This is a genomic window from Caulobacter sp. GW821-FHT10A10, assembly GCF_059415745.1.
The window spans coordinates 45,758-70,135 of record NZ_JBWKNV010000009.1 but is presented as its reverse complement, the minus strand read 5'-3'; the positions used below and the strand labels follow the sequence as shown (position 1 = coordinate 70,135).

Sequence of the window (24,378 nt, the reverse complement as noted above, 5' to 3'; positions counted from 1 at the left end):
CCGATAACTACGAATACGCTATTGTACTCCAGAGGCTCCCGCGGAGTGACAAGGGGCGTAAACGAGGCCGCCGGGCTTCGACGGTCCAGAGACAAGGAGCGGCCGCTTAGCCGCCCTGGCGTTTCAGGATCTCGCCAATGCGTCGCCCGAGTTGCTCGATGGCGAACGGCTTGCCGATGATCTCCATCCCGCCTTCGAGGAAGGCGGCCTGGTCGGCGGCCTGCTTGGCGTAGCCGGTCATGAACAGGATCGGAAGGTCGGGACGCCGCTCGCGGGCGATCTCGGCCAGCTGTCGGCCGTTGAGGCCCGGTAGCCCCACGTCGCTGATGAGCAGATCGATATGTCGCGAGGATTCGAGGATCGGCACGGCCTGACGGCCATCTGCGGTCTCGATGCCGCGATAGCCTAGTTCATCCAGCACCTGCATCACCAGCAGCCGCACAGCGGCGTCGTCCTCGATGACGAGCACGGTCTCGCCGGCGCCGATGGGCGCGGTGTCGTCGTCGACCGCTACGGCCGCTTCAACGAAGCCCTGATGACGCGGCAGGAAGAGCTGGATGGTCGTTCCCTGGCCTTCGACGCTGTCGATGACCACATGCCCTCGGGATTGTTGAACGAAGCCGTAGATCATCGACAGGCCCAGGCCCGTGCCCTGCCCCAGCGGCTTGGTCGTGTAGAAGGGATCGAAGACCTTCTGGAGCACTTCGGGCGGCATGCCCGTGCCGGTGTCGGTCACGCTGATGGCGACGTAGTCGCCGGCTTCGGCATGATCGCTGTCGGCCAGTTCTCGGTCCAGGAGATGAACGTTGCGCGCGGTGATAATCAGTTCGCCGCCGTCAGGCATGGCGTCGCGGGCGTTGATGCCGAGGTTGAGGATCGCGCTCTCTAGCTGGTTCTCGTCGGCGACAGCCGGCCAGAGGTCAGCTGAGATGTCGATGCGCAGCGACACCTGCTCGCCCAGCGTTCGGCGCAGAAGGTCTTCCATGGAAGCCGCCAGCGTCCCCACGTCCAACGCGCGGTTGTCGAGGGTCTGGCGGCGGGAAAAGGCGAGCAGCCGGTGCGTGAGCGCCGCCGCGCGCTGTCCGGACTGCGTCGCCGCATCCAGGAAACGATCGACGTCGGCCATCCGCCCTTCGGCGATGCGTCGCCGCACCATGTCGATGCCGCCGAGGATGCCCGTGAGCATGTTGTTGAAGTCGTGCGCCAAGCCGCCGGTCAGTTGACCCACGGCCTCCATCTTCTGGCTTTGGCGCAGCTGGTCCTCCAGCGCCTTGCGCTGGGTGACGTCGCGCCCGATGCCGTAGATGGCGTCGCCTTCTGGCATGGCCGTCCAGTTGACCCACAGATAGGTCCCGTCCTTAGCCCGCATACGGCAGTCGAAATCGCCTATGGGCTCGCCCCGGGACAGGGACGCGAACTGCTCCATGGCGGCCTCGTGGTCATCGGCGTGCACAAGGCTGCCGGCCGGCATGGCGACAAGATCGGCTTCGTCGTAGCCCAGCAAGGTCTTCCAGGCGGGGTTGGCCGCGCGATAGAGTCCATCGGGCCCGATCACGTGCAAAAGGTCGCGCGACAGGTTCCAGACCCGATCGCGCTCCTGAGTGCGCGCGGCGACGCGGACCTCCAGGGTCTCGGTGAGCATGCGAAGCTGCTCTTCGGAACGCTTGGTAGAGGTGATGTCGTAGATCACGCCGATGAAGCTGACGCCGCCAGTTCCATGGGGCCGGTACTCGCCTCGCGAGGCGAGCCACCGCTCTTCTCCCGTGTCGGCCCTGCGGACGCGGAACTCGTGGAAGGCCGGGCCGAAGGCGTGTTGTCCGTCCCGCCCCTGGATGATCGGCGGGTCATCGCGATGGACGAGGGCGTTGATGGTGCGGACAGGAAGGCTGATCGCCGGCCGCAGGCCCAGAAGCTGGCAGAACTGTTCGGAGACGTCGGCGGTCCCGTAGCCGCTGAGATACTCGAATGATCCGACGCCGCCCGCGGTCTGGGCGACCAGCAGCTGTTCCTCGACCCGCTTCTGGTCGGTGATGTCGGCCAGGACGCCGGAGAAGCGGACGGGGCGGTCGTGGGCGTCGAGATAGGTGCGTCCGCGGGCCGACACCCAATAGACCGCTCCATTTCGCACCACGCGATAGTCACGCGTGAAGACCTCGGCGCCGTGCAGGGCGCCGGCGACGGCGATCTTCAGCCGCAACCGATCGTCGGCATGAACCGGCGCGAAGAAGGACGAGGTCGGAAGACCTTCGGCGGCCGCCACCGGGTCGAGGCCGTACAGATTGGCGAAGCGTACGTCGGCGACCAGCGTGCCGGCGGCGATGTCCCATTCCCATGCGCCGGCCGCGCCCGCGATCGCCTGCGCGACCCGAAGCCGCTCGCGCGCTTCGGCCAGGCGCTGGCGACTGACGCGAAGCTGCTCGACCACCACCTCGTCTGCATATTCGCCCGTGACGTCGGCCTGTGTCGCGAAACGATAGGCGGGCGCACCGTCGGCGTCTCGAAGGGTGGTGATGTTGAGGCGGTTCCAGAACGGCGCCCCGTCGCGTCGCCGGTTCAGGATATCGGCGGTGACGGCGCCGTCGCGCCGCACGCCCTCGGCGATGAGCGCGACGGTCCTAGGGTCGACGTCGGGATCCTGCAGGAAGCGGCAGTTGCGCCCGACAGCTTGGCGCTCCGAATAGCCCGTCAGGCTTTCAAAGGCCGCATTCACGTAGACGATGGGATCATCGTCCCGTCGAGGATCGGTCACCGTGACCGCGACGCCCGATTTCACCAGGGCGTCGAACAACGGACCGGCGAGCGCCCGCAGCGCTTCCAGCGCGGGGCTCGTCTCGTCATCCTGGGGACGTGTCGCGGCGTCGGCCTCGGTCATGGTTCAAACCCAACGCCAAGCTTGGCAACAGGTTCAACCACGGTCACGCTTCGCCGACCACGCGCTCGATGAAATCGGCGATCAGGCCCTTCAGCGCCTGCAGCGACGGCAGGTCCATGAGCATCGCGATATAGCCGCGGATGTCCCGGTCGTTGATGGCGAAGTTGATGTACAGGAACAGCACCACGCCCCCATCGGAGGCCTCCGGTGAGAGGTGGAACAGCTTGGAGCCGTCGCCGCGGACGACCTGCGGCAACGACATCGTCAGGGGGCGCTGCAGCATGTTGGCCATGGTCGCCAGGCAGCTGTTGAGAACCACGTTGCCGGTCTCGGCCAGGGCCTCGTCTTCCATGTCGGCGGCGTCGGCGGCCGACAGGGCGCCGCCGGTCACCGCGTGGACCAGCGCCATGCTGTTGGATTGCGGGAAAATCAGCAGGGCTCGTCCCGAAAACACGCCGTCGAAGTCCTGACGGACGGCGACGAGCTCGCCGCTTTCGCGTTCCCGGATCAGCGTGGTGGCGCCCTCGCGACTGACCACCTCGACCGACGGCACCGACAGCAGGACCTGCTCGCCGACCATCTTGCGAAGATTGGCGGCGGCGCGGCTGACTCCGATATTGACCAGTTCGGTCAGGGCGTCCCGCTCCAAGTCGTCGAGCAGGATGGACTGGGCGGTCATTGCGCCGCCGATCGCAGCCGCAGCGCGGCGCCCGACAGGAAGCCGCGCATGCCCTCCTCCGTCACCGGCTTGGCGATGAAGGTGGCGTTGGCGGCGCGCGCGCGACTGATGATCTCGTCCTGGACGTTGGCGGTGGCCACGGCGATCGGCATGGTCGGGAAGCGTTCGCGCAGCTCCTCGGCCAAGGCCAGGCCGTCCCGCCCGGGCATGTTGTAGTCGAGGACCGCCACGTCGATCGCCTGGGCGTCGAGCGCGGCGATGGCTTCGTCCGCATTGCCGGCCTCGACCCGCGTCCAGTCGGGCTGCAAGGCCGCGATGGTCTTGCCCAGGACGATCCGCGCCAGCTTGCTGTCATCGACGATGAGAACGGTCGTCCCCATGAACTTCTCCTCGCACCGCCGCGCACCGGCGCGGCGTAAAAAACTACGCCCTTGGAACTTCGGACGATTGCTCGCCGATCAGGGCGGGCAACAGTACGTCTCGCAGGAAGGGATCATCGGGAACACCAATGATCTTCGGACGAAAGGCCAGTATCGCCTGGATTACCGACCCATGCAGACCTTCGCACGCCGCGAGGTCCAGGGTGAAGTCCGAAGCGCCTTGTAGCAGAGCCGTCAACGGCTCTGCGTCTTCTACCCGACATATCCCTTGTAGGCGAATGACCGGTCCATCCCGCACAATCGTCATGTCAGCAGCTCCGCCGGATCCAGGACCATCAACACCGCGCCGTCCGCGAGCAGCGTGGCGCCCATGACGCCCGGCGCCCCGGCGAGCAGTCCTGTCATGGGCCGCACGGCGGCGTCCATCCGGTCGACGATGGCGTCCACCGCCAGACCGACGAGCTCGCCTCGCGCTCGCGCCACGACGATCCGCTCGCTCGAGCGGGTTTCGGTGGAAGCGGCGCCCACTAGATCTCCGAGAGACAACAGCGGAACGACGGCGTCGCGCAGCTGAAACGCCCTGCCCGCGCGCACGGGTACGATGCGTTCGGCCGCCACTCGGACGGTCTCGACCACGGCGTCCAGCGCCAGGCCGTAGCGTTCCTCACCGCAGGTCACCACCATCACCTTCGTCAGGACCATGGTGACCGGCAGGAGGAAGCGGACGGTCGCGCCCTGGCCCAACTGGCTATCGACCTCGACCTTACCGCCCAGTTTCTGGGCCGCTTCTCGCACCACGTCCATGCCTACGCCGCGGCCCGACACCGCGCTGACCTCGTTCGCCGAGGAGAAACCCGGGGTGAAGATCAGGTCGATCGACGCCTGGTCGTCCAGACGATCGGCCGCCTCTTGCGTGAGCACGCCGCGATCCGTCGCCAGGGTGCGAATCCTGGCCGGATCGACCCCCGCGCCGTCGTCCCGCACTTCGATCACCACCTGGTCCGCAACCGCCCTGGCCGTGAACCTGATCGAAGCGACGGCCGGCTTGCCGGCGCGCGCGCGAACCTCGGCCGGCTCGATCCCGTGATCTATCGCGTTGCGCAGAACATGCAGCAGGGGCTCGAACAGAGCATCGACGATGGTCTTGTCGACCTCGACGTCGCCGCCTTCCACCTCGAGCGACACAGCCTTGTCCAGCGAGCGGGCGATTTCCCGCGCCACACGATGGAACCGCGCGAACAGTGGGCCGAGCGCCACCAGGCGAACCTTGCCCACCGTCACATGCAGGTCGCCGACCAGCCGGTCCAACTGGGCTTGCCTCGCGCGCAGGGCCTGGCCCAGAGCCTGCCCACCGGGAAGGGCCTCAGCCTGGGCCGCCAAGTCCGCCAGGCCGTTCTTGGCGATGACGAGATCGCCGGCCAGCGCCGCCAGGCGGTCTACGCGCTCGGCGTCGATGCGCAGGGTCTTGCGCGCGCCGTGCTCGGGCGCTCCCCGCGCCTCCCTCGTCATCAGGTCGACGAACTCAACCTGGTCGGCCACGAAACGGAACGCCCCCTCGACCTCAGCCCGACCCAGTGTCGAAACCGCCTCCAGCACCAGATTGCAGGCATAGGGATCGTAGTCCTCGGACGCCGCCCAGGGCTCGCGCGGTGATATCCTGAGGTCCGCCAGGCCCGGCGTCGCCGCGATGATGGCGACGGGATCGTCGCCCGCAAAATAGCTGTCGGCGCGCGGAGTGTAGCGAACAGCCGTAAGCCCCTTGTCGGCGAAGCCTTCGGGCGGGCGCCAACTCGTCGCCGCCGGCCGGACCGCAAGGTCCGCCGGAGCGCTCACCGAAGCGACCAGAGCCCGGAGACGCGCAGTTTCCGTCTGGCTGGTCTCTTCGGCGCTGGCGGGCAGGACGCCGTGATGATCCAGCGCATCCAGCCAGCGATCGATCGTGTCCACGACGCTGAACAGGGCTTCGAAATCCTCGGCCACGCCGGTGCGCTCTGCCCGCAGTAGGGCCAGCAGGTCTTCGGCGGCATGCAGCATCAGGCTCATCGGCCGCAGGTCGAACAGGCCCGCCGAGCCCTTCAGCGTGTGGATCGCCCGAAAGCAGCCGTCCAGCGCGCCGGCGTCGTCAGGCTGGCGCGCCAACCTGCCGAGGTCGTGTTCGGCGCCGGCGGACAGTTCGCGGCCTTCGCTCAGGAACTGGACCATGAGATCGTCGGTCATGCGGCCTCTCCGGGCCGCTGGAAGACGACCGCGTCCTCGAACCGGCGCACCAGGAACCGGTCGCTGATGCGGCTCATGGACTCGGTGTGGCCCAGGCACAGGTAGCCGCCCGGATTCAGCCGGTCATAGAGGTTCCTGGCGGCCGTCAGCCGAGAGGCGTCGTCGAAATAGATCAGCACGTTGCGGCAGAAGATGATGTCGAACGTCCCCTGCCCCGCCAAGCTGGGCCCGTCCACGAGATTGGCCGGGCTGAAGCTCACCGACTCCCGCAGGTAGTTGATCAGCTTGCGACGATGCCGGCGGCTCGGCTCGAAATAGGCCTCGACGACCTCGGGCGGCAGCTTCGACAGCGCGCGTTCGCCGTACAGGCCCTCGTGCGCGGCGTGCAGGGCGCGCGTATCGATATCCGAGCCGACGATCTCGACATTGTAGGCGTCCACCATGCGCCAGTTCTCGAGCAGCCAGATCGCGATCGAATAGGCCTCTTCGCCCGTCGAGCACGGCGCCGACCAGATCCTGATCTTGTCGCCCGGACGGCGCGAGGTAATCAAGTCCGGCAGCAGAGACCTGCTGAGACAGGCCAGCTGGTGCTCTTCGCGATAGAAATAAGTCTCATTGACGGTGAAGGCGTTGATCAGCGTCTCGCGCTCGACGGGGTCTGTCCGCAGTTGACCGAAATAGGTCGCGAAGTCCGGGCAGCGGGTCGCGACGATGCGGTCGGTCAGGCGCCGCTCGATGTAGTAGCGCTTGCTCTCGCCGAACTGCATGCCAGTCTGCCGGTACAGGAACTCGCAGACCCTTTTCAGGTCGCCGGCGCTCAGATGCGCCTGCTCTGGCGTCGGGGTCTGGCTCACCCCGCCCCGACCATGTCGCAGACCTTGCCCGCGATGGCGTCCAGGCGCGCCACGACGTCCGCGCCGCCGGCTTTGACCAGCTCGCCCGGCATGCCCCATACGACGGCGGTGTCCTCGGACTGGGCGATCGTGCGCCCACCGGCGGCGCGCAGCGCCGTCATGGCGCGCGCGCCATCGTCGCCCATGCCGGTCATCAGCACGCCCACCAGTCGCTCGGGCGGCATGACGGCGGCTGCGCTGTTCACCAGCCGGTCGACGCTAGGATGCCAGCGGTGCTCGGCGCTGGACGGCGTCGACAGCGCCACCGGACCGGCGCTGCGCCGGCTGATCGTCATGTCGGCGTCCCCACGCGCGATATAGACGCAGCCGGGCGCAAGCGGCGTCGGCCGCGCCACCTCGATCACCCGCAAGGCGCAAAGGCCGTCCAGCCGGTGGGCCAGGGACGCCGTGAACGCCGCCGGCATGTGCTGCGCCACCAGGATCGGCCAGGGGAAGTCCGCGGGCATTTCGCCGAGCACGGCGTCAAGGGCCGGCGGACCGCCCGTCGAAGAGCCGATGATGACCAGCCCCGGCGGCATGCCGGCCGGTAGAGGCTTCCAGGCCGCGACAGCCTTGCCGCGCGGCGCCGGCGGCAAGACGATGGCGCCATTGCGGGCCCTCAGGCGCTCGGCCAGGCGGTGGGATCGGCGCAAGCGCGACGCCGCAGCCATCACCACCTTTTCGACCAGGATCGGCGCGAACTCGTCGACGGCCAGCGACACCGCCCCGTCCGGCTTGACGACGAAATCGACAGCGCCGAGCTCCAGCGCCTCCAGGGTGGCGTCCGCCCCCTCGGCGGTCAGCGACGAGACCATCACCACCGGACAGGGTCGCTCGACCATGATCCGGTCAAGGCAGCTGAGGCCGTCCATGCGCGGCATCTGGACGTCCAGGGTGATCACGTCGGGCTTGAACGCGTGAACCTGCGCCAAAGCCTCGACCCCGTCGCGCGCGAAGGCGACCTCGAAGCCCGGCGCATCTTGAAAAACATCGCCCAGTACGCGGCGCATCAGGGCGGAATCGTCGACGATCAGCAGACGGGTCACGAGGCGGGCGACCTCGCCGTCAGATCGCGCAGCAGGTCGGTCTCGGCGCGCTCCAGCAAAGCGCGCGCATCGATGAGCAGGATGACGTCCTCCTCGCGCTCCACCTTCGCGGCGCGGTCGAACAAGCGGTCGCCATCGCCCGATAGTTCCGGCGCAGGCATCAGATCGCCGGCTTCCACCTCCAGGATCCTGGACACGGCGTCGACCGCGAACCCGGCCTGCAATCCATCCACGGTTACCACGACGACGCGGCGCGTTTCGCCGGCCGCTTCGCCGCGAACCGCGAAGCGCTTGCGCTGGTCGATCACGGGGATCACCCTGCCACGCAGGCTCATCACCCCCTGGACGTAGGCCGGCGCCTTCGGCAGGCGGGTCAGGGTTTCGGGCAGGCGGACCACCTCATCGACGGCGGCGATGGGCAGGCCGTAGGTTTCATCGCCCAGGCGAATGACCAGGAAGCGCTCCCGCGCCGTCGCAGAGGTCGCGCTGGCCATGGCCGTATCCTTCTGGTCGTTGGTCTCGGCGAGCAGTTGCGCCACCCGCTCATCGGAAAGCACGCGCTCGGGGGCCAGAATCGACACCAGGCCTCGACCGTCCGGAAGCCGCAGCACGGAGTCGATCCGAGCCTCGCCGCTGGCGCGATTGAACAGGCTGGGCGCGGGCCCCACGGCGTCGCGAGACGCCCGCAGGATGACGCTGATCCGATCGACCAGCAGCGCCAGGCGACGGTCGCCGATGCGCACGACCACGATGCGGTCGTGGGCTTGCACGTCCCGCTCCGCCAATCCCAGAAGGGCTCGCAGGGAGACGACCGGCAGCACCTCGTCGCGCAGTTCGAAGACGCCGATCAGGACAGCCTCGGTTCGTGGAAGGGCGACGACGCCATTGGGAACAGCCATCACCTCGGCGACGGCGTCTAGGGCCAAGGCATAGTCTTGCCCAGCCAAGACGAAGTTGAGGAACGCCAGTTCCGCCGCCGCGGCTGTCGATCGCGCGACGACCTCGCGCTCGGGCGCGCGACGCACGGCGCGGAAGGCCGAGAACCTGTCCTGCAGCGCCGCATCCAGATCGAACCAGCGCGCACCGTCCCCATCGTCGAGCAGGAGCCGGCCGTGCCCCGCCTCGGCGCCGTCCGTCTCCGAAGACTTCAGGGCCTCGATGGCCTCGACCGCCAAGCCTATAGGCGGATCGCGGCGCAGCACAACGACGCGCGAGGCCTCCGCGCGAGCCTCCTCGAGAACTTCGTCGCCCAGCAAAGCGCCCAGCGACACCACCGGCAGCACCAGACCACGCAGGTGCGTGACGCCCAGCAGGCCGGGCGGGCCATGCGGCATGCGCGTGATGCGAGGCGTGCGGATCACCTCGGCTACACCGTCGGCGGCCATGGCCACGCGCGCGCCGCCGGCGCGAACCGTCAGCCTCTGGTGGGTCTCGTTCGACGCCACCCTAGCCCGCCGCGGCTTGCTGCTGCAGTTCGCTTGCCAGAAGCGCGATCTCCTCGATCGCGGCGGCCAGTTCCTCGGCGCTCTGCGACTGCTGTCGGGCGGCGGCGGCGGCCTGGGCCGCCGCGCTGCTGGCCTCCTCTGCCGCCGAAGCGATCTGGCTGATCCCCGACAGCACCTGGGCGCTGGCGGCCAGGACGTCCTGCGCGCCCCGCGCGATGTCGTCCGAGCCGGTCTTGAGCCCGGCGGTGTCGACGGCGATCTGCGCGAGCCGAGCCTCGATGGCTCGGTTCTTGTCGAGCTCGGCGGTGGCCAAGGCGTTGATCTGATCGACTTCTCGCCGGACCTTGGCGATCTGCGCGGCGATGGCGGACACCAAGTCCTTGACCGCGTCGGCGTTGTGCGAGGCGTCGCGCGCCAGCGTGCGTATGTCGCCCGACACGACCGCGAAGCCCCTGCCCGCATCGCCGGCTCGAGCCGCTTCGACCGCGCCGCTCGTCGCCAGCATCGTGATCTGCACCGCGACCAGACCCAGTCCATCGACGATCTTGCCGATCGAGCCGGCCAGTTCCTCCAACTCCTCGACGGTCTCCAGGACGGCGCCGTTCTCGTCGACGGACGTGGCGACGCCCTTCGCCAGACGCGCGACGGCCGCCTGGCCCTCCGTCAGCATGGTTTGCATGGCCGCGACGCGCTCGGCTCCGGCGATCGCATTGGCGCTGGACGCACGGGCGGCCTTTTCGATCTCCTCCATGGCCGAGCCGGCCTGCTGGGTCGCGGCCGCCTGGATTTGAGCGCCGCGGCTGATCTGGTCAATGGCCACGAGAATCTCACCGGCCGCGCCCGACAGTTCCTGCACAGTGGCCGACAGCTCTTCGGCGGCGGCCGAAGCCTCTTCAGCCGCAGCCGAGGCGCCTTCACCGCCGACCAGCATCTCGATCATCTCGGCCAGGGCCTCTGACGCCGTCTGGCTCTGCTCCAGCGATTGCCCTTGCTGCTGCACGGAGCGCTGGGCCTCGGCGGCGGCGGCGGCCTGTTCCTCGGCCGCGCTCGACACGCTCTCGGCGCCGCGCCGCGCCTCGTTGGCGGCGCCAGCGGCCTCGACGGCGGCGATCAGGATCATCTGGCTGTCTTCACCCAGGGTCGTCATCTCGCGACGCACGGCGGCGAGGATTTCGCCGACCTGGGCGCCGGCCGCCGCCTCGGCCTCGGCGGTGGTCGCGGCCCGGCGCAGCCGGTTCGCCGCGTCACGCACCGAACCGCCGATACGCTCGGCCAGCCCCTGTACGTCCAGCGAGCGCTTCTCGGAGGTTTCGGCCAGGGCCCTGACCTCGTCGGCCACGACCGCGAAGCCGCGACCATCATCTCCCGCGCGGGCGGCCTCGATCGCTGCGTTCAGCGCCAGCAGATTGGTCTGATCGGCGATATCGGCGACGCTTTTGGTGATCTCGCCGATCCGCGCCGCATGACGCTCCAGGGCCTCGATCACGGCCACGCTGGCCAACTGCCGCTGGGCGTTGAAGCCGACGGCCTTGACCGAGGCGTCGATGGCCGCGCCGGATTCCGTCAGAAGGATCTGGAGCGCTTCGGTGCGCTGCCGCGACGTCTCGGCCCGCTCGCGAGCCTGGCCGAAGCTGGCGCTCATGGCGGTGACCGCCGCGAGGGACTCATGGGCCGCTCCGGCGGCCTCCTCAGCGCCGCTGGCGATCTGAGTCAAGGCTCGCCGCAGTTCCTCCACCGCGCCGGACGCCTCGGCGAGCCCGCCCCCCAGCTCCAGGCTCGCCGCCCCGATGCGCTCGCTGGCGTTCTGACGACGAGACGCCGCCTTTCGGAGCGGTGGACGCGCAGCGGCGGGATTTGACGGCTCGGCGGCGTTCTCGGACGGCGCTCGCGACTTCGCGCGCGAAGCCAAGGTCGATTTCTTCACCAGCGCCATGCCGCCCCACTCCCGGGCGACCAAGGCCGCCGTTACACAACACCGTCGAACCGCGCCGGTACAGACCGGCGGCCCCGAGCACAGCACAACCAAGACGCCCAATGCGGAACCAAGGCAAGCTTGGTCGATCAGGCCAAGCAAGCTTGAGCATGCAGCAAACTCGAAACGGCGCGGTTTGTTCCACGCCAGAGGTCCATAGCCTTCAGCCACAAAGGAGAGATGGCTGCCGCGTCGCGCGCGTAACCCCGACACCACCGGGTAAGTTTCAGCAATAATATCAATTTCTTATTGGCCGGAGCCTCAGGAACCGCGCACATCGCCGCCGGTTGGTGATCCATGGCCGGATCCCCCCTCGTTTCCAATCCCATTGTCGTTTTGCTGGTTGATGACGAACCCGTGCTTCGCATGGTCGCCCGACAGGGCCTTGAGGACGCCGGCTTCGAGGTCATCGAAGCGGACGACGCCAAAACCGCGCTCGAAATCCTCGACGCCGGCGCGGCGGTGACCGTGCTGTTCACTGATGTCAACATGCCGGGCCCGCTGGACGGCCTGGATCTGGCCGAATGCGTCCACGAGCGCTGGCCCGCCATCCAGTTGGTCATCACGTCGGGCCGCGGTCTGACCACGCCGCTTCCCGACGACGGGCGCTTCATGGCCAAGCCCTACAGCATCGACCAGTTGATCAGGGCCGTCGATGAGGCCGCAAAGCGGGGCGATTGACGGCCGCCGCCCAGTTGCCCCTTCAGCTTGGCGCAGCCGAGTGAACTATGGCGACGCGGGTTCCGCCCCCCGAAGCATTCAGTCCCACCTTTGCCTGCAACTGCCTGGCCAGAGCCTGGACTATGCTCGAGCCGAGGCCGACCCTGGTGGGACCGCTTGCCGTCGGCATCCCCACGCCATCGTCGGCGACCGACAGCGTCCAGTCGTCTTTTGAAGTGCTGTATTCCACCCAGATATGCCCGCCTTCGCGCCCTGGAAACGCGTGCTTCAGAGCGTTGATGATCAACTCGGTGACGATCAACCCCATGCTCACGGCGACCTCCGCGGCCACCCACTGTTCGGCGCTGACGACGGAAAGCTTCAACTGATCCGGGTTGGAAACCATCGAAGCGGTGACGCCGTCGCACAGGGCCCCGAAATAGGCTTTGAGCTCGACTTGCCCGGCGCCCGACTCCACGAGTTGACGCTGCAGGGCGGCGACCGACATCACTCTGCTGTGGGCGTCGATGACATGGGCGCGGATCTCGGTGGACGGCGCCTTGCGAGCCGACTGCATCAGGATACTGGCGATGATCTGCAGGCTATTGGCGATCCTGTGCTGCAGCTCGTCGAACAGCATGCCCTTCTCGCGCACCAAGTCGTCCTTGGCGCGATCCGCGAGGCGCGCAACCGTCACATCGAAGACGGTCAGAAGCAGTAACGGGCTGGAAGGATCGCCGTAGTCGAGCCCCCGCACTCGAATGACCAGCCGTCTGGCCTCCTGGCCGGCTCGGACCAGGTCCATCTCGCCAGCCTCGACCGTGACACCGCCGCGCAGCGCCGCGTCAAGGAGATCACGCAACTGCGGGGCGTTCCATTCACCCGCGCCGAGGGCGAACGCCGACAGGCCCACCGCGCGTTCAGCGTCGATGTCGAAGGCCTCGGCGAAGGACTGACTCGCCGCAACGATCCTGAAGTCGCCATCGAGCAGCAGTATGGGCGCATCCGACGCGCCCACCAGCGCATGGGCCAGGACGTCGATAGTCAACGGAACGGGGCGCGCCTCGTCGAGCATGTTGGAACCCGCAACCCGAAGACTCGCGGAACGCAAGCCTTTCCAGGCGAAAGATCGGCGCGTGCGCCGGACTCTCAACGCGGCGCAAACGCCAAGGTTCTAGCTCCGGATTTACCCGCCAAAGCGCACGAAGCAGCAAATGAAACTCCGCAGCGGCGCCGCGAACCATAGCCGAGCCGGCACGTTTTCATGAAGCGCCTTTGCGGCGCTCCGCGACAGGGGTTTTGAAAGGGCTCGCCATGTTCCCGACCTTCGAAGACGCCCTGGAAGTCGTTCTTCGCCACCTCGACAACCCGCCGTTCGAAGGAACGCCTGAGGACGAGGCCTTCCTGGCCGCCTTGCACGAGGTTCTCACCTTGTCCCGAGACGGTCAGAACGACGAAGACGGCTTGGAGCAGGCCGCCGTTATCGACGACGATCTGCGCGCGCGGCTCGAAGCGGTCGCCCATCGCCGCCGTCCGCAAAACCCTTTCGGCGAACACCCCGACGGCATCGGGCCGACGCTCGGCATGGACCTTCGGATGAAACCGGGGTGACGTCGCTCACTTGCCCTTTCGACTGTCGGCGCGGAGCGGGCGGACACGAAGCGACCTTGCCAGGCCTGGCGTCGGCAGAACCCGAAAGACGAAGGGAAGCGCAAGCGCCAGGGCGGCGCAGGCCGAGGCGAAAACGAAGAGATAAGGCATGGATCGTCTCCGATACGCCGGCTGAATGTTCCCCGACCGCATAGTCGCGAGGCAGCCGGCGAAGCGATGCGGGTCCGGGCGACCGTCGAACGGGTCGCCCGGCGTACTGAAAGTCACTGCAATCGCGCGCGGCGATCTCAGCGATCGTTGCGAATGTCCCCGCTGACGCTGTCGCTCAGTCGATCGAGACGAGCGGTGATGATCGCCCGCCCCTTGGGGCCGAGATTTCCCTGGCGATTACGCAGGGATCGCTCCTGGCGTTCGATCGCGGCCAGGGTTCGGGTCGCCTGGCCGGCTTCGGCCCGGCTCAGCCTGCCGCTGCTGGCGCCGCGGTTGATCCGCTCGGCCAGTTGCGCCTGACGATCGTCGATGCTGAGCATGCCGCGACCATCCGGATACTGCCCATTGACGTAATCGGCGCGCGAGCGGCGCGCGTCCGTCGAAACCCAGCTTCCACGAGCATCGTAGTAGCCGACCGTCTCGCCGCGCACCCAGCGTCCATTGTCATAGTAACCCGGCTGCGGATCGGAGATCCACGTTCCGTCGGCGGCGCGGCGCCCGGCTGCCTGGCCAGGCATCCAGCGTCCATCGGCGTCGTAGCGGCCGGTGGCGGCGCCCGCGATCCAGCGCCCGGAGCTGTCGTAGTGACCCGACGTCACCTCCATCCAACGGCCGTCCTGGGCGTAGTAGCCGGCGGCGGACGCCGGCACCCAGAGACCGTTCGCATAGTAGCCGGACGCGCCTGCGTCCGTGCTCGTCTGCATCCAGCGGCCGTCGGCGCCGTAGTGGCCGCGCGGAGCGCCGTCCACCCACTCGCCGTTGCGGTCGAAGTAGCCGGAGGCCTCGCCGCGCGAGACGGCGTTGGCGTGCCAGGAACCCTGGTTGTCGTAGAAGCCGTAGGCGCGGGCGCAGTCCTCCCGCCCCTTGGCCGCCTGCCCCTTGGCGACTTGATTGCCGATCAGCGCGCCGGCGACGCCGCCGATCACGGCCCCCTTGCCGCGATCGTCGCGGCCCGCCACGGCTCCGCCCGCGACCGCGCCGACACCGGCGCCGACGATGGTTCCGGCCACGCGGTTGTTCTGTCGCTGCTCGCAGGTCTGTTGCGCAAGCGCCACGGCTGGAATGAAGGCCGCGGCGCAGACGCCGGCGACCAGGACTTGGATGCGCATTTTGTGGGATTCCTTGGGAGGAGACATACTCTTCCCGGCAGTCGACATATGGCGCTTCAATCCATATATTCAATGACAACAGAGAATATATGATAATAATTGGCGCGAATATATATTCGTCGAACGCTGGAACCAAATCAAATATTGGTTCCAACGCGACTAAATAAACGAGCTACATCAACTTGTGAAAATTATTTCAACAGACCCGCCGCCCGCAGCGCCTTGGCTATGACCTCTTGAACGCCGGCGGGCACATGGCCAATGGCGTGCATGACGCCCTGCCCCAGGCCCGAGGCCTCGACAGGCTCCGGATCGACGGCATGCTTCGCCGCCCCCTCACGCTGCGGCGTCGCGGGGATCATCGCCAGGGTGCCGGGCTCGACCCGTTCGCCGCCGTCGATGTTCCAGAACCTGGCGATCTCCAGCGACGAGGATATGCCGGCCTCGAGCATGAAGGGTCCCGCCCTGCCGACATCGTCCGCGCGCTTGGTTGAAAGCGGCGTTCCGTGGCCGAGACCGCGCACGATGTTCAACTCGACGAGGGGTTCGCCGTCGGCGGACCGCCAGATCGATCGCGTTCCGTGCGGCAGAGGCTCCACCCGATGCGGCGCGCTGGGCAAGCCGTTCAAGGCGGCCCATTGCTGGGCCAGGTCATGACCGTTCTTGACCTGCACCGTCCCGTCGGCGTCGCCGTGCCAGATCGACAGCCGCGGACGAGACCCGCCGTCGCGAGACACTGGAACCAGGGCGGCCAGGTTCGCGCCCGAACGGCCGGCCGGATGGTTCATCACCTGCATCGCGCCCTGGACATTGCTGGCCACGCCATAGGGCAGACCGGCGATCACCGCGCCGCCGGCGAAGAGGTCGGGATAGACCGCCAGCATCACCGCAGTCATCGCCCCACCGGCCGACAAGCCGGTGACGAAGACGCGGCTTCGATCGAGATCATGAGTCTCGACCGCGTGGGCGACCATCGCCGCGATCGACGCCGCCTCGCCTTCGCCGCGCCGGATGTCGCCCGGCAGGAACCAGTTGAAGCAGCGGCCCGCATTGTTGGCCTGCGGCTGCTGGGGCGCGACGACCATGAAGCCCATCCGATCGGCCAGGTCGAGCCAGCCGGCGCCTTCCGCATAGGCCGCGGCGGTCTGGGTGCAGCCGTGCAGAACAACGACCAGGGGCGAGCCTGGCGCCAGCCCTTCCGGGCGATAGCCGAGCATCGTCAATTGGCCGGGATTGGCGCCGAAATCGTCGATGCGATTCAGGCGCCCCGTCGCGTCGGAGGTCGGGAAGGACGTACGGCGCAGGCGCGCCAGCATCGCGGTGGTGTCGCCGAGGCTCGGCATGGTGATGTCCTGAAAGAGCGAGACGGAAAGCCGCCGCCCAGTCTGAATGCTGCAATGCAGCAAAGGCGCCATCACGCTTGATCACGTCTTTTGAGAGAGCGCGAATACACCCCGACTCCAGGCGTTTCCAGAGTCGGGGTGAAGGCTCAGTAGTCGCGACGGACGGGGTCGACGACGTCGCGGTCCTCGGGGCGAACAGCGTCGTCATCGATCAGCACATCGTCGGTCGGAGCCGCCTCGAACGAGCGGTTCTCGCCGTAGAGGGTGCGCTCGCGACCGATCTGCTCGGCGCTGTACGGCGTGGCGGCCGGATCGAAGCTGGTCCAACCGTCCTGACGATAGGCGTCGCCGCGCGTGGCCGCGTCCACGCCCCGTCCCTCGTCGAGGATCCGTTCGACGGCCTGGATCTCGTTGTCATGCGCCTTGACGCTGACCAGGGCGCCGCCGCGACGCACCCCTTCGGAATAGACATTGGCCTCGTCGTCGCTGTGGCCGGCCTCCTTGAGGGCGCCCAGCAGGCCGCCCGTGGCGCCGCCGGCGGCCGCGCCGACCGCGGCGCCGACTGCGGTGGCCGCGAGCCATCCCGCCGCCACGACCGGACCCAGGCCCGGAATGGCCAGCATGCCGAGCCCGGCCAGCAGGCCCGCCCCGCCGCCGACCAGACCGCCTGTGGCCGCGCCCTTACCGGCGCCGTCGGCGACGTCGTTGTCGCCGTCGCCATTGTGGTCGCCCAGCGGACCGTCGGCCTTGCGGTCGCCGTCATGCCAGTTGTCGGTGTTGTCGGAAACCAGGCTGATGCGGTCGTGACCGACGCCGTAGGCTTCCAGGTCCGAGACGACGTCGAGCGCCTCGGTGTGGCTGTCGAACAGCCGGGTGATGGTCTTGCTCATGTGGATGTTCCCAGAAAGGTTATGATTTGAGGCGAGCAAGGACGGCCGAGCCTAGAGCTCGGTGATAGCGCCCTTGTAGTCGATCGAGACGTTGACTTTGCGGCCGTCCTTGGTGGCTTCGCCCTGCCACAGACCGTTGGCGTTCTGGTTCAGCGGACCCAGCGCGGTGTAGCCGGCCTTCTCGATGGCCATGCGGGCCTGGTCGGCGGTGTAGGAGCTGGCGCCCGGGGTGGGGCCGGTCTCGCCGGTGGTCGGCGCGGTGTCGACGGCGGCGTTACCCGGAGCCGCCGGCGCGGAGACGGCAGGCCCTTCGACCTTTTCGTGGTCGGCGTTCTTCTGGCCGCACGCGGCCAGCAGCATCGCGACGAGCGCGACGCCAATCATGGGCTTCAACATGTTCGTGGATCTCCGAGAGGTGCGGAGTTAAGCCCTCTCGACCCGACAAGGTTGCGCGATGATCCGCAGCTTATTCCCGGAAATATGGAAATTTATCTCTGGTAACATGAATATAAATATTTGCACGCATCGTGAAAATAATTCACGCGCGGCGGCATCATAAAACAATCGACGTCGAATTCTCCGCGAAGATATTTCGCCACCTGTTTCGTCATCGACTAATAAAGGCGGCCGCCGTCGCGCCCTTCCGGATCGAGACCGCCCACGGCGCGTTGCATGCTCGGATCATCGAGGGACGCAAGATGAACGATCAGGTCGGCGACAAACCCTTCCTCAGCGACGTGCAGACCCTGCGGGCCAGGGCGCGGGAACACCTGGAGGACGGCGCGCTGACGCCGGCCTATGGCGGCGACGTCAAGAAGACCATCGAGATCCTGCAGACGGTGCTGGCCACCGAACTGGTCTGCGTGCTGCGCTACACCCTGCACTCGATCATCGCCTCGGGGATCTCCAGCCAGGGCCCGAAGGCCGAGTTCGCCGAACACGCCAAGGAAGAGCACGCCCACGCCCTGGCCGTGGCCGAGCGCATCACCCAGCTGGGCGGCACGCCGAACTTCAGCCCCGAAGGGCTCGCCAGCCGCTCGGCCTCGCAATATGTCGAGGGCGAGAACCTGGTCGACATGATCAAGGAAAACCTGATCGCCGAACGGATCGCGGTGGAGCACTATCGCGAACTGATCCGCTATTTCGGCGACGACGACCCGACCACGCGGGTGATGCTGGAGGGCATTCTCACCGTCGAGGAGGAGCATGCCGACGACATGCACGACCTACTGGTCGCGCACGAAGGCACGCCGATGCTCGAGGACGCCTGACTTGGCGCAGATCGCGTTTACGCCAGCGCCGGCCCCGCCGTCTGTGGCGGCGGTGCTGGCCGCTTTGCGCCATGCCTTGCAAGACATTCGCGCCCGCGCCGCGGATCTCGACGCCGGCGGCGAGTTCCCCGCCGAGGACGTCGCTTTGCTCGCGTCGATCGGCGCGCTTGAGGTGATGGCCGGCGACGCCACCTCCCCGCGCGAGTTGATGGAGGCGTTGCGCCTTGTCGGCCGCGCCAATCTCAGCCTGGGGCGGATCTTCGAAGGTCACGTCAACGGCGCGCGGCTGGTCGCCTGGTACGGGTCGGCCGAACAGCGGCGGACCTTGGAAGCCGACCTGGCCGCCGGCAAGGTCCTGGGTGTCTGGAACACCGAACCGACGCCGGGCGTGACCATCGCCGATGGTCGCCTGCACGGGGCGAAGTCCTACGCCACCGGCGCGGGCCATATCGACATCGCCGTGATCACGGCCGCCACGGCGAGCGGCGGCAAGCAGATGGTCCTGGCGGACGCCGCCGATCCGGCCCGCGCCGATCCATCGGCCTGGCGGGTGCGGGGCATGAGGGCGACGGTCAGCGGGACATACGACCTTACCGGCCTGCCGGTCGACGCCGCGACGCGCCTGGGCGCGCCCGGCGACTACGAACGCGAGCCGCGCTTTTCGGCCGGAGCCTGGCGGTTCACGGCGGTGCAGCTGGGCGGCGTGGAGCACGTGCTGACCCTGCTGCGAGAGCATCTGGCGGCCTCGCCCGCCGGCCAGGATCCGATCCATCGGGCCCGCTTCGGCAAGGCGCTGGCGGCGACGCGCTCGGCCTATCTGTGGGTGCGGGAAGCGGCCCAGCGGGCCGAAGCGCCGGATGCGGGAGCCGAGGCGATCAGCTTCGTACTGATGACCCGAGGCGTGGTCGAGGAGGCCGGCCTGACCGTCATGGAGGCAGCGGCCCGCAGCGTCGGCACCCGGGCCTTCTTCGTCGACAATCCACTGGACCAGGCCTGTCGCGACCTGGCGCTCTATCTGCGCCAGCCCGTGCCGGACCAGGCGCTGGACCGCGCGGCGGCGGCGTTCCTGGCCAAGGACGCCTGGGCGGACGATCCCCTGTGGTGACGGCGATGGGCGAGTCGGCCTGGGCGGCCGTGGTCAACCAGGCCTTCAACCTCGACGCCACGGTGCTGGACGGCCTGTCGCCGTTGCTGATCCTGGCGCCGCACCCCGACGACGAGACGCTGGGCTGCGGCGGCCTGATCGCGACAGCCAGCAAGCTGGGCCTGAAGCCCCGCGTGGCCTATCTCACCGATGGCGCCGGCTCGCACACGGGCTCGCCGACCTGGCCGCCCAAGCGGCTGGCCCGTGTTCGGCGGCAAGAGGCGCTGGCGGCCCTGGAGGTGCTGGGCGTTCCGCCCGAGGACGTCCATTTCATGGGGTGGCCCGACGGCGCGCCGATCCCTCGCGAGGATACAGCCTACGCCGCGTCGCTGCGGGAGCTGCGCGACTGGTCCGACGGCTTCAAGCCGTGGAGCGTCTGGGCGCCGTGGCGCGAGGAACGGCATTGCGACCATGTCGCGGCCAACCTTCTGGCGTCGGACTACATCGCCTCGATCGACACCCGCGAGCCGGTGAAGATGGAATATCTGGTCTGGGGCTGGGCCGATCCGGACCTGGCCCATCGCCACGGCGCCAAGGGCGTCTGGGGCCTGATGTGCGGCGGCGAGATCACGCGCCGCCGAAAGGCCCTGGCCTGCCACGAGACCCAGATGACCCCGATGATCCAGGACGCCGCCGAGGCCTTCCAGGTGCCGCCGGACCTGGCGGCCCTGACCGACCGGCCGGTCGAGATCTTCCTGGAGTGCAGGCGTTGAGAAAAACCCGCTCGCTGGAGCCCGGCTATTTCGAAGGCCTTTACACCGCCGATCCCGACCCCTGGGGCTTCGAGACCAGCGCCTACGAGAAGGGCAAGTACGCGGCCACCCTCGCCGCCCTCGGTGAAGAGCGCGCCGCCCATGCGCTGGAGGTCGGCTGCTCGATCGGTGTCCTGACCCGGCAGTTGGCCGAACACTGCGACCGCCTTCTGGGGCTGGACGTTTCGGAGACCGCTCTGGATCAGGCGCGAAAGCGTTGCGCCGACTTGGCCAATGTCGAATTCGCCCTGCTGCAGGTTCCGCGCGATCCCTTTCCCGGGTCGTTCGACCTGATCGTGCTGTCGGAGGTCGCCTACTACTGGGACGACGGCGACTTGGCCCTGGCGGCCGAAGCCTTCCGGGCGGCACGCGTTTCCGGCGGACGGATCCTGTTGGTCCACTGGCTAGGCGAGACCGATTATCCCAAGACCGCCGACGAGGCCGTCGAAGGCCTGCGGGCGCACCTGGGCGACGCTGTCACTGTGGATTCGGCTCAGCGCAACGCCGACTATCGCCTCGATCTGTGGCGCTGGGCCTAGCCGGCCTCGGCCAGCAGCATCCGCTCGCGCCCGATGCGCACCAGAGCGCGGGCCTTGTCGATCTCGGCCGGAAGATCGGCGAAGGTCAGGGCGGGTCCCGGCGTCGCAAGACCGAGGGCGACATTGAGCGGCGGCGCCTCGTGGATCGGCTCGTCGACCGCCTGGCGCCCCCAGAGGTCCAGGGTGTCGGAGGTTCCGCCTACGGCGCGACCGGCTAGGCGGCAGGAGGTGAAGACCTTGACGTCGATGGGGTGGCGCACGCGTCCGCCGGCCGCCCTTACGGCCTGGAACAGCGCCTTGTCCTCGCCCACCGGCGGGGCGGGCGCGCCGCCGATGCGGGCATAGCAGCCGAGGGTCAGGGCCATACTGGCGCCGCCTTCGTAGAAGTGGTGCGGCCAGGCCTCGTCGCTCCGCGCTGCCCGCAAGGCGTCGAGAGCGGCGTAGTAGCGGCGCAGCAGGGCCAGCCGGGCGCGGTGCGCCGGGTCGAGGCCGCGCAGTTCAGCGCCCTTGAGCCGCGCCAGCCCCGCTACCGCGTCGTAGCCGGCGTCGACATGGTCGAGCGTACGCCTCAGCCAGTCCGCCGCGACGTGGGTGTCGGCGTCGGTGGTCAGCAACAGGTCTTCGGGCGAGTGCAGAAGGGCCGCGGCGGCCTCGAACGCCGCGCGACGGGCGCCGCCGGCATGAGCCTGGTCAGGATCCAGCCGCATCTCGACGACCTCAACGTCGCCGCCCAGGCGACGGGCGCGCTCGGCAGTGTCGTCGATGCAGTTGTTGGCCAGCACCACGATGCGCAGCGACGCGATCCGATCGTCGCGCTCCATCGCCAGCAGGCGGGTCAGGCAGACCTCTATCCAGGCGGCCTCGTTTCGCGCCGGAACGGCCACCGCCACGCGGCGCTTCAAGACGAGATTCCCAGCCGGTGAATGATCGATGCGCGCATGACGTTCCTGCTCTCGTTCCCAAGCCGTTCACAGAGACGCGGCGGGGTGCAAACTCTCCACGGAGCGGAAAGTTCGAGGCGAGGCCCGCACGAAAATAAATCGTGGTTTCAGGGAGTTATGTCGGCTTGGCGACAGCAACCTCGACTCCGCGCGAACGTTAGTTCGCCACACCTCAAAATTGAAAGACGCCCCATGGCCACCCCGGCTAAGACCAAGGCCAAAACAGCGGGCGCACGCGCCGGCTCCACGCCGCCGACCAACGCCCCTCCCCCCAGGCCCGCGGGTCCCTCGACCGAAGGCGAGACCTTCATCGCGCCCGGCGGCGAGACCCACCAGCAGGCCGACGGCCCGGAAACGCAGCTGACCACCAATCAGGGCGTGCCGATCGCCGACAACCAGAACTCGCTGAAGGCCGGGGTCCGCGGCCCCGTGCTGCTGCAGGACTTCATCCTGCGCGAAAAGATCATGCACTTCGACCATGAGCGCATCCCCGAGCGCGTGGTCCACGCCCGCGGCTCGGCCGCGCACGGCTTCTTCGAGTGCCTGGATTCCTGCGCCGACGTCACCGCCGCCGACTTCCTGCAAAGGACCGGCGAGCGCATTCCGGTGTTTACGCGGTTTTCGACCGTGGCCGGCAACAAGGGCTCGGCCGACCTGCCGCGCGACGTGCGCGGCTTCGCGGTGAAGTTCTACACCCAAAAAGGCAACTTCGATCTCGTCGGCAACAACATCCCGGTGTTCTTCATCCAGGACGCCATCAAGTTCCCCGACCTGATCCACGCGGCCAAGCAGGATCCCGATCGCGAGTTCCCACAGGCCCAGACCGCCCACGACACCTTCTGGGACTTCATCTCGCTGACGCCCGAGAGCATGCACATGATCATGTGGGCGATGAGCGACCGGGCCATTCCGCGCTCGCTGCGGATGATGGAGGGCTTCGGCGTCCACACCTTCCGGCTCGTGAATGCGGCGGGTACGAGCACCTTCGTGAAGTTCCACTGGCGGCCCAAGCTCGGCTCGCAGTCGGTGGTCTGGGACGAAGCCCTGAAGATCAACGGCGCTGACCCGGACTTCCACCGCCGCGACCTGTGGGAAGCCATCGAGGGCGGGGATTTCCCCGAGTGGGAGTTCTGCCTGCAGACCTTTACCCAGGAACAGGCCGACGGCTTTGCCTTCGACGTGCTGGACGCCACCAAGCTGATCCCCGAGGAAGACGTGCCGCTGCGCGTCGTCGGGCGCATGGTGCTTGACCGCAACCCCGACAACTTCTTCGCCGAGACCGAGCAGGTCGCCTACTGCGCCTCGCACGTGGTGCCAGGGATCGACTTCACCAACGACCCGCTGCTGCAGGGCCGGTTGTTCTCCTACCAGGACACCCAGCTCAAGCGCCTAGGCTCGCCCAACTTCCACCAGATCCCGATCAACCAGCCCAAGTGCCCGTTCCACAACCTGCAGCGCGACGGCCACATGCAGATGGGCGTTCCGAAGGGCCAGGTGAACTACGAGCCGTCGAGCCTGGGCCAGGACGTGGCGCGCGAGTCCCTTGAGCGCGGCTTCCAGACCTTCCCCAATCCGGAATCCGGCGAGCAGTTGCGCCTGCGGCCGGAGACCTTCGCCGACCACTACACCCAGGCCCGATTGTTCTTCGCCAGCCAGACCAAGCCCGAGCAGGACCACATCGTCGCGGCCCTGGTGTTCGAGCTCAGCAAGTGCGTGACGCCGCGGGTACGCGAAGCCGTGCTGTCGCGCCTGATCCACATTGATGAGTTCCTGGCTCAGTCGGTGGCCGAGGGCCTTGGCTTCCCAGGCGAGATCGTTCCGGCCCCGGCGCCGATACCGGCCCAGGACATGACCCCCTCGCCCATGCTCAGCCTGCTCGCCAAGGCGCAGCCGACGCTCGAGGGCCGCAAGGTCGGCGTCCTGGTCAGCGACGGCAGCGACGACAAGCTGCTGGCCAAGCTGAAGGCGGCTGTCGAGGCGGCCGGCGCGCGACTACAGGTCATCGCTCCCACGATCTACGGCGTGACGACGGCCGGCGGCGCCCTGCTGCCGGCCGACCACAAGATCGACGGCGGCCCCTCCGTGCTGTTCGACACGGTGGCGATCCTGCCCTCCGACGAAGGCGGCGCGCAGCTAGCGATGGAAGCGGCGGCAGTCAACTTCCTGCGCGACGCCTACGGCCACCTGAAGGTCATCGCCTATCTGCCTTCGGCCGGTCCCCTGTTCGCCAAGGGCGGGATCACCGACGTCGGGCCGGACGACGACGAAGGCCTGATCGATCTCAGCGCCGCCAGCATCGACGACTTCATCGCGAGGGCCTCGACGGGCCGGGTCTGGGCGCGCGAGCCTCTCGTACGTCCGCCGCCCAAGCCGCTGGTCGCTGATCCCGCATGAGCGATGGGCC

Annotated in this window: 22 protein-coding genes and 1 pseudogene; 8 read left to right on the top strand and 15 right to left on the bottom strand. The window is 68.0% G+C overall.

The window, feature by feature from the left end; all coding sequences use genetic code 11:
• Positions 1–106 precede the first annotated feature (106 nt).
• From AC07NS_RS22310 to AC07NS_RS22300, 3 genes are read right to left on the bottom strand one after another with little or no spacing between them, the layout of a single operon-like run.
• The gene (locus AC07NS_RS22310; protein WP_494606803.1) at positions 107–2,872 is read right to left on the bottom strand and encodes a PAS domain-containing protein; all 2,766 of its coding nucleotides are present in this window, start codon (positions 2,870–2,872) and stop codon (positions 107–109) included.
• 43 nt (positions 2,873–2,915) lie between these two features.
• Complete coding sequence (locus AC07NS_RS22305; RefSeq protein ID WP_494606801.1) at positions 2,916–3,551, bottom strand: chemotaxis protein CheX; 636 nt, start codon at positions 3,549–3,551, stop codon at positions 2,916–2,918.
• Positions 3,548–3,931 (bottom strand): response regulator transcription factor, encoded by a 384-nt coding sequence (locus tag AC07NS_RS22300; RefSeq protein WP_110118890.1) that lies wholly within the window; start codon positions 3,929–3,931, stop codon positions 3,548–3,550. The genes AC07NS_RS22305 and AC07NS_RS22300 overlap by 4 nt, the downstream gene beginning before the upstream one ends.
• Between AC07NS_RS22300 and AC07NS_RS22295 the strand changes: the two genes are divergently transcribed.
• Positions 3,930–4,157, top strand: coding sequence for a hypothetical protein (locus AC07NS_RS22295; RefSeq protein WP_494606799.1), 228 nt, complete (start codon positions 3,930–3,932; stop codon positions 4,155–4,157). The genes AC07NS_RS22300 and AC07NS_RS22295 overlap by 2 nt on opposite strands.
• A 77-nt stretch (positions 4,158–4,234) precedes the next feature.
• On the opposite strand, the gene AC07NS_RS22290 is transcribed toward AC07NS_RS22295, so the two are convergent.
• From AC07NS_RS22290 to AC07NS_RS22265, 6 genes and pseudogenes are all read right to left on the bottom strand, one after another.
• Complete coding sequence (locus AC07NS_RS22290) at positions 4,235–6,148, bottom strand: chemotaxis protein CheA (protein ID WP_494606797.1); 1,914 nt, start codon at positions 6,146–6,148, stop codon at positions 4,235–4,237.
• Complete coding sequence (locus AC07NS_RS22285; RefSeq protein WP_494606795.1) at positions 6,145–7,002, bottom strand: CheR family methyltransferase; 858 nt, start codon at positions 7,000–7,002, stop codon at positions 6,145–6,147. The genes AC07NS_RS22290 and AC07NS_RS22285 overlap by 4 nt, the downstream gene beginning before the upstream one ends.
• Positions 6,999–8,087, bottom strand: coding sequence for a protein-glutamate methylesterase/protein-glutamine glutaminase (locus AC07NS_RS22280; RefSeq protein ID WP_494606793.1), 1,089 nt, complete (start codon positions 8,085–8,087; stop codon positions 6,999–7,001). The genes AC07NS_RS22285 and AC07NS_RS22280 overlap by 4 nt, the downstream gene beginning before the upstream one ends.
• A complete protein-coding gene (locus tag AC07NS_RS22275; protein WP_494606791.1) occupies positions 8,084–9,532 on the bottom strand; it encodes a chemotaxis protein CheW in 1,449 nt (482 codons plus the stop codon). Before AC07NS_RS22275 ends, AC07NS_RS22280 begins: the two co-directional genes overlap by 4 nt.
• A 1-nt stretch (position 9,533) precedes the next feature.
• On the bottom strand, positions 9,534–10,652 hold the full coding sequence (locus tag AC07NS_RS22270) for a methyl-accepting chemotaxis protein (RefSeq protein ID WP_494607033.1): 1,119 nt from the start codon (positions 10,650–10,652) through the stop codon (positions 9,534–9,536).
• A 96-nt stretch (positions 10,653–10,748) separates the two neighbouring features.
• Positions 10,749–11,174 (bottom strand): annotated as a pseudogene (locus tag AC07NS_RS22265) (methyl-accepting chemotaxis protein); the annotation flags it as partial.
• Between the two features lie 627 nt (positions 11,175–11,801).
• Here AC07NS_RS22265 and AC07NS_RS22260 point away from each other — a divergent pair.
• A complete protein-coding gene (locus AC07NS_RS22260; RefSeq protein WP_110117687.1) occupies positions 11,802–12,185 on the top strand; it encodes a response regulator in 384 nt (127 codons plus the stop codon).
• A gap of 22 nt (positions 12,186–12,207) precedes the next feature.
• Here AC07NS_RS22260 and AC07NS_RS22255 read toward each other — a convergent pair whose 3' ends face one another.
• A complete protein-coding gene (locus tag AC07NS_RS22255) occupies positions 12,208–13,239 on the bottom strand; it encodes a sensor histidine kinase (protein ID WP_494606789.1) in 1,032 nt (343 codons plus the stop codon).
• A 239-nt stretch (positions 13,240–13,478) separates the two neighbouring features.
• Between AC07NS_RS22255 and AC07NS_RS22250 the strand changes: the two genes are divergently transcribed.
• Positions 13,479–13,775 carry a hypothetical protein gene (locus tag AC07NS_RS22250; protein WP_110117689.1) on the top strand — a complete coding sequence of 99 codons (297 nt, stop codon included), beginning with the start codon at positions 13,479–13,481 and terminating at the stop codon, positions 13,773–13,775.
• A gap of 287 nt (positions 13,776–14,062) precedes the next feature.
• Here the strand turns inward: AC07NS_RS22250 and AC07NS_RS22245 are convergent, their stop codons facing one another.
• The 4 genes from AC07NS_RS22245 to AC07NS_RS22230 all read right to left on the bottom strand — a co-directional run bounded on the left by AC07NS_RS22245 (position 14,063) and on the right by AC07NS_RS22230 (position 17,723).
• Positions 14,063–15,094, bottom strand: a complete 1,032-nt coding sequence (locus AC07NS_RS22245) for a glycine zipper 2TM domain-containing protein (RefSeq protein WP_158285912.1) — start codon at positions 15,092–15,094, stop codon at positions 14,063–14,065.
• A gap of 191 nt (positions 15,095–15,285) precedes the next feature.
• Positions 15,286–16,437 carry an extracellular catalytic domain type 1 short-chain-length polyhydroxyalkanoate depolymerase gene (locus AC07NS_RS22240; protein WP_494606787.1) on the bottom strand — a complete coding sequence of 384 codons (1,152 nt, stop codon included), beginning with the start codon at positions 16,435–16,437 and terminating at the stop codon, positions 15,286–15,288.
• 146 nt (positions 16,438–16,583) lie between these two features.
• Positions 16,584–17,327, bottom strand: coding sequence for a hypothetical protein (locus AC07NS_RS22235; RefSeq protein WP_109099839.1), 744 nt, complete (start codon positions 17,325–17,327; stop codon positions 16,584–16,586).
• A gap of 51 nt (positions 17,328–17,378) precedes the next feature.
• Positions 17,379–17,723 (bottom strand): hypothetical protein, encoded by a 345-nt coding sequence (locus AC07NS_RS22230; protein WP_109099840.1) that lies wholly within the window; start codon positions 17,721–17,723, stop codon positions 17,379–17,381.
• Between the two features lie 302 nt (positions 17,724–18,025).
• On the opposite strand from AC07NS_RS22230, the gene AC07NS_RS22225 reads away from it, so the two are divergent.
• From AC07NS_RS22225 to AC07NS_RS22210, 4 genes are read left to right on the top strand one after another with little or no spacing between them, the layout of a single operon-like run.
• Positions 18,026–18,598 carry a ferritin-like domain-containing protein gene (locus tag AC07NS_RS22225; RefSeq protein ID WP_109099898.1) on the top strand — a complete coding sequence of 191 codons (573 nt, stop codon included), beginning with the start codon at positions 18,026–18,028 and terminating at the stop codon, positions 18,596–18,598.
• Between the two features lies 1 nt (position 18,599).
• The gene (locus AC07NS_RS22220; protein ID WP_109099841.1) at positions 18,600–19,703 is read left to right on the top strand and encodes an acyl-CoA dehydrogenase family protein; all 1,104 of its coding nucleotides are present in this window, start codon (positions 18,600–18,602) and stop codon (positions 19,701–19,703) included.
• Between the two features lie 5 nt (positions 19,704–19,708).
• Positions 19,709–20,455, top strand: a complete 747-nt coding sequence (locus AC07NS_RS22215) for a PIG-L deacetylase family protein (RefSeq protein ID WP_494606783.1) — start codon at positions 19,709–19,711, stop codon at positions 20,453–20,455.
• The gene (locus AC07NS_RS22210; protein ID WP_494606781.1) at positions 20,452–21,033 is read left to right on the top strand and encodes an SAM-dependent methyltransferase; all 582 of its coding nucleotides are present in this window, start codon (positions 20,452–20,454) and stop codon (positions 21,031–21,033) included. Before AC07NS_RS22215 ends, AC07NS_RS22210 begins: the two co-directional genes overlap by 4 nt.
• Here AC07NS_RS22210 and AC07NS_RS22205 read toward each other — a convergent pair.
• Positions 21,030–21,935, bottom strand: a complete 906-nt coding sequence (locus tag AC07NS_RS22205) for a glycosyltransferase (protein ID WP_158285985.1) — start codon at positions 21,933–21,935, stop codon at positions 21,030–21,032. The two genes, AC07NS_RS22210 and AC07NS_RS22205, sit on opposite strands and share 4 nt — an antisense overlap.
• A 231-nt stretch (positions 21,936–22,166) precedes the next feature.
• On the opposite strand from AC07NS_RS22205, the gene AC07NS_RS22200 reads away from it, so the two are divergent.
• Positions 22,167–24,368, top strand: a complete 2,202-nt coding sequence (locus AC07NS_RS22200) for a catalase (RefSeq protein WP_494606779.1) — start codon at positions 22,167–22,169, stop codon at positions 24,366–24,368.
• Positions 24,369–24,378 lie beyond the last annotated feature (10 nt).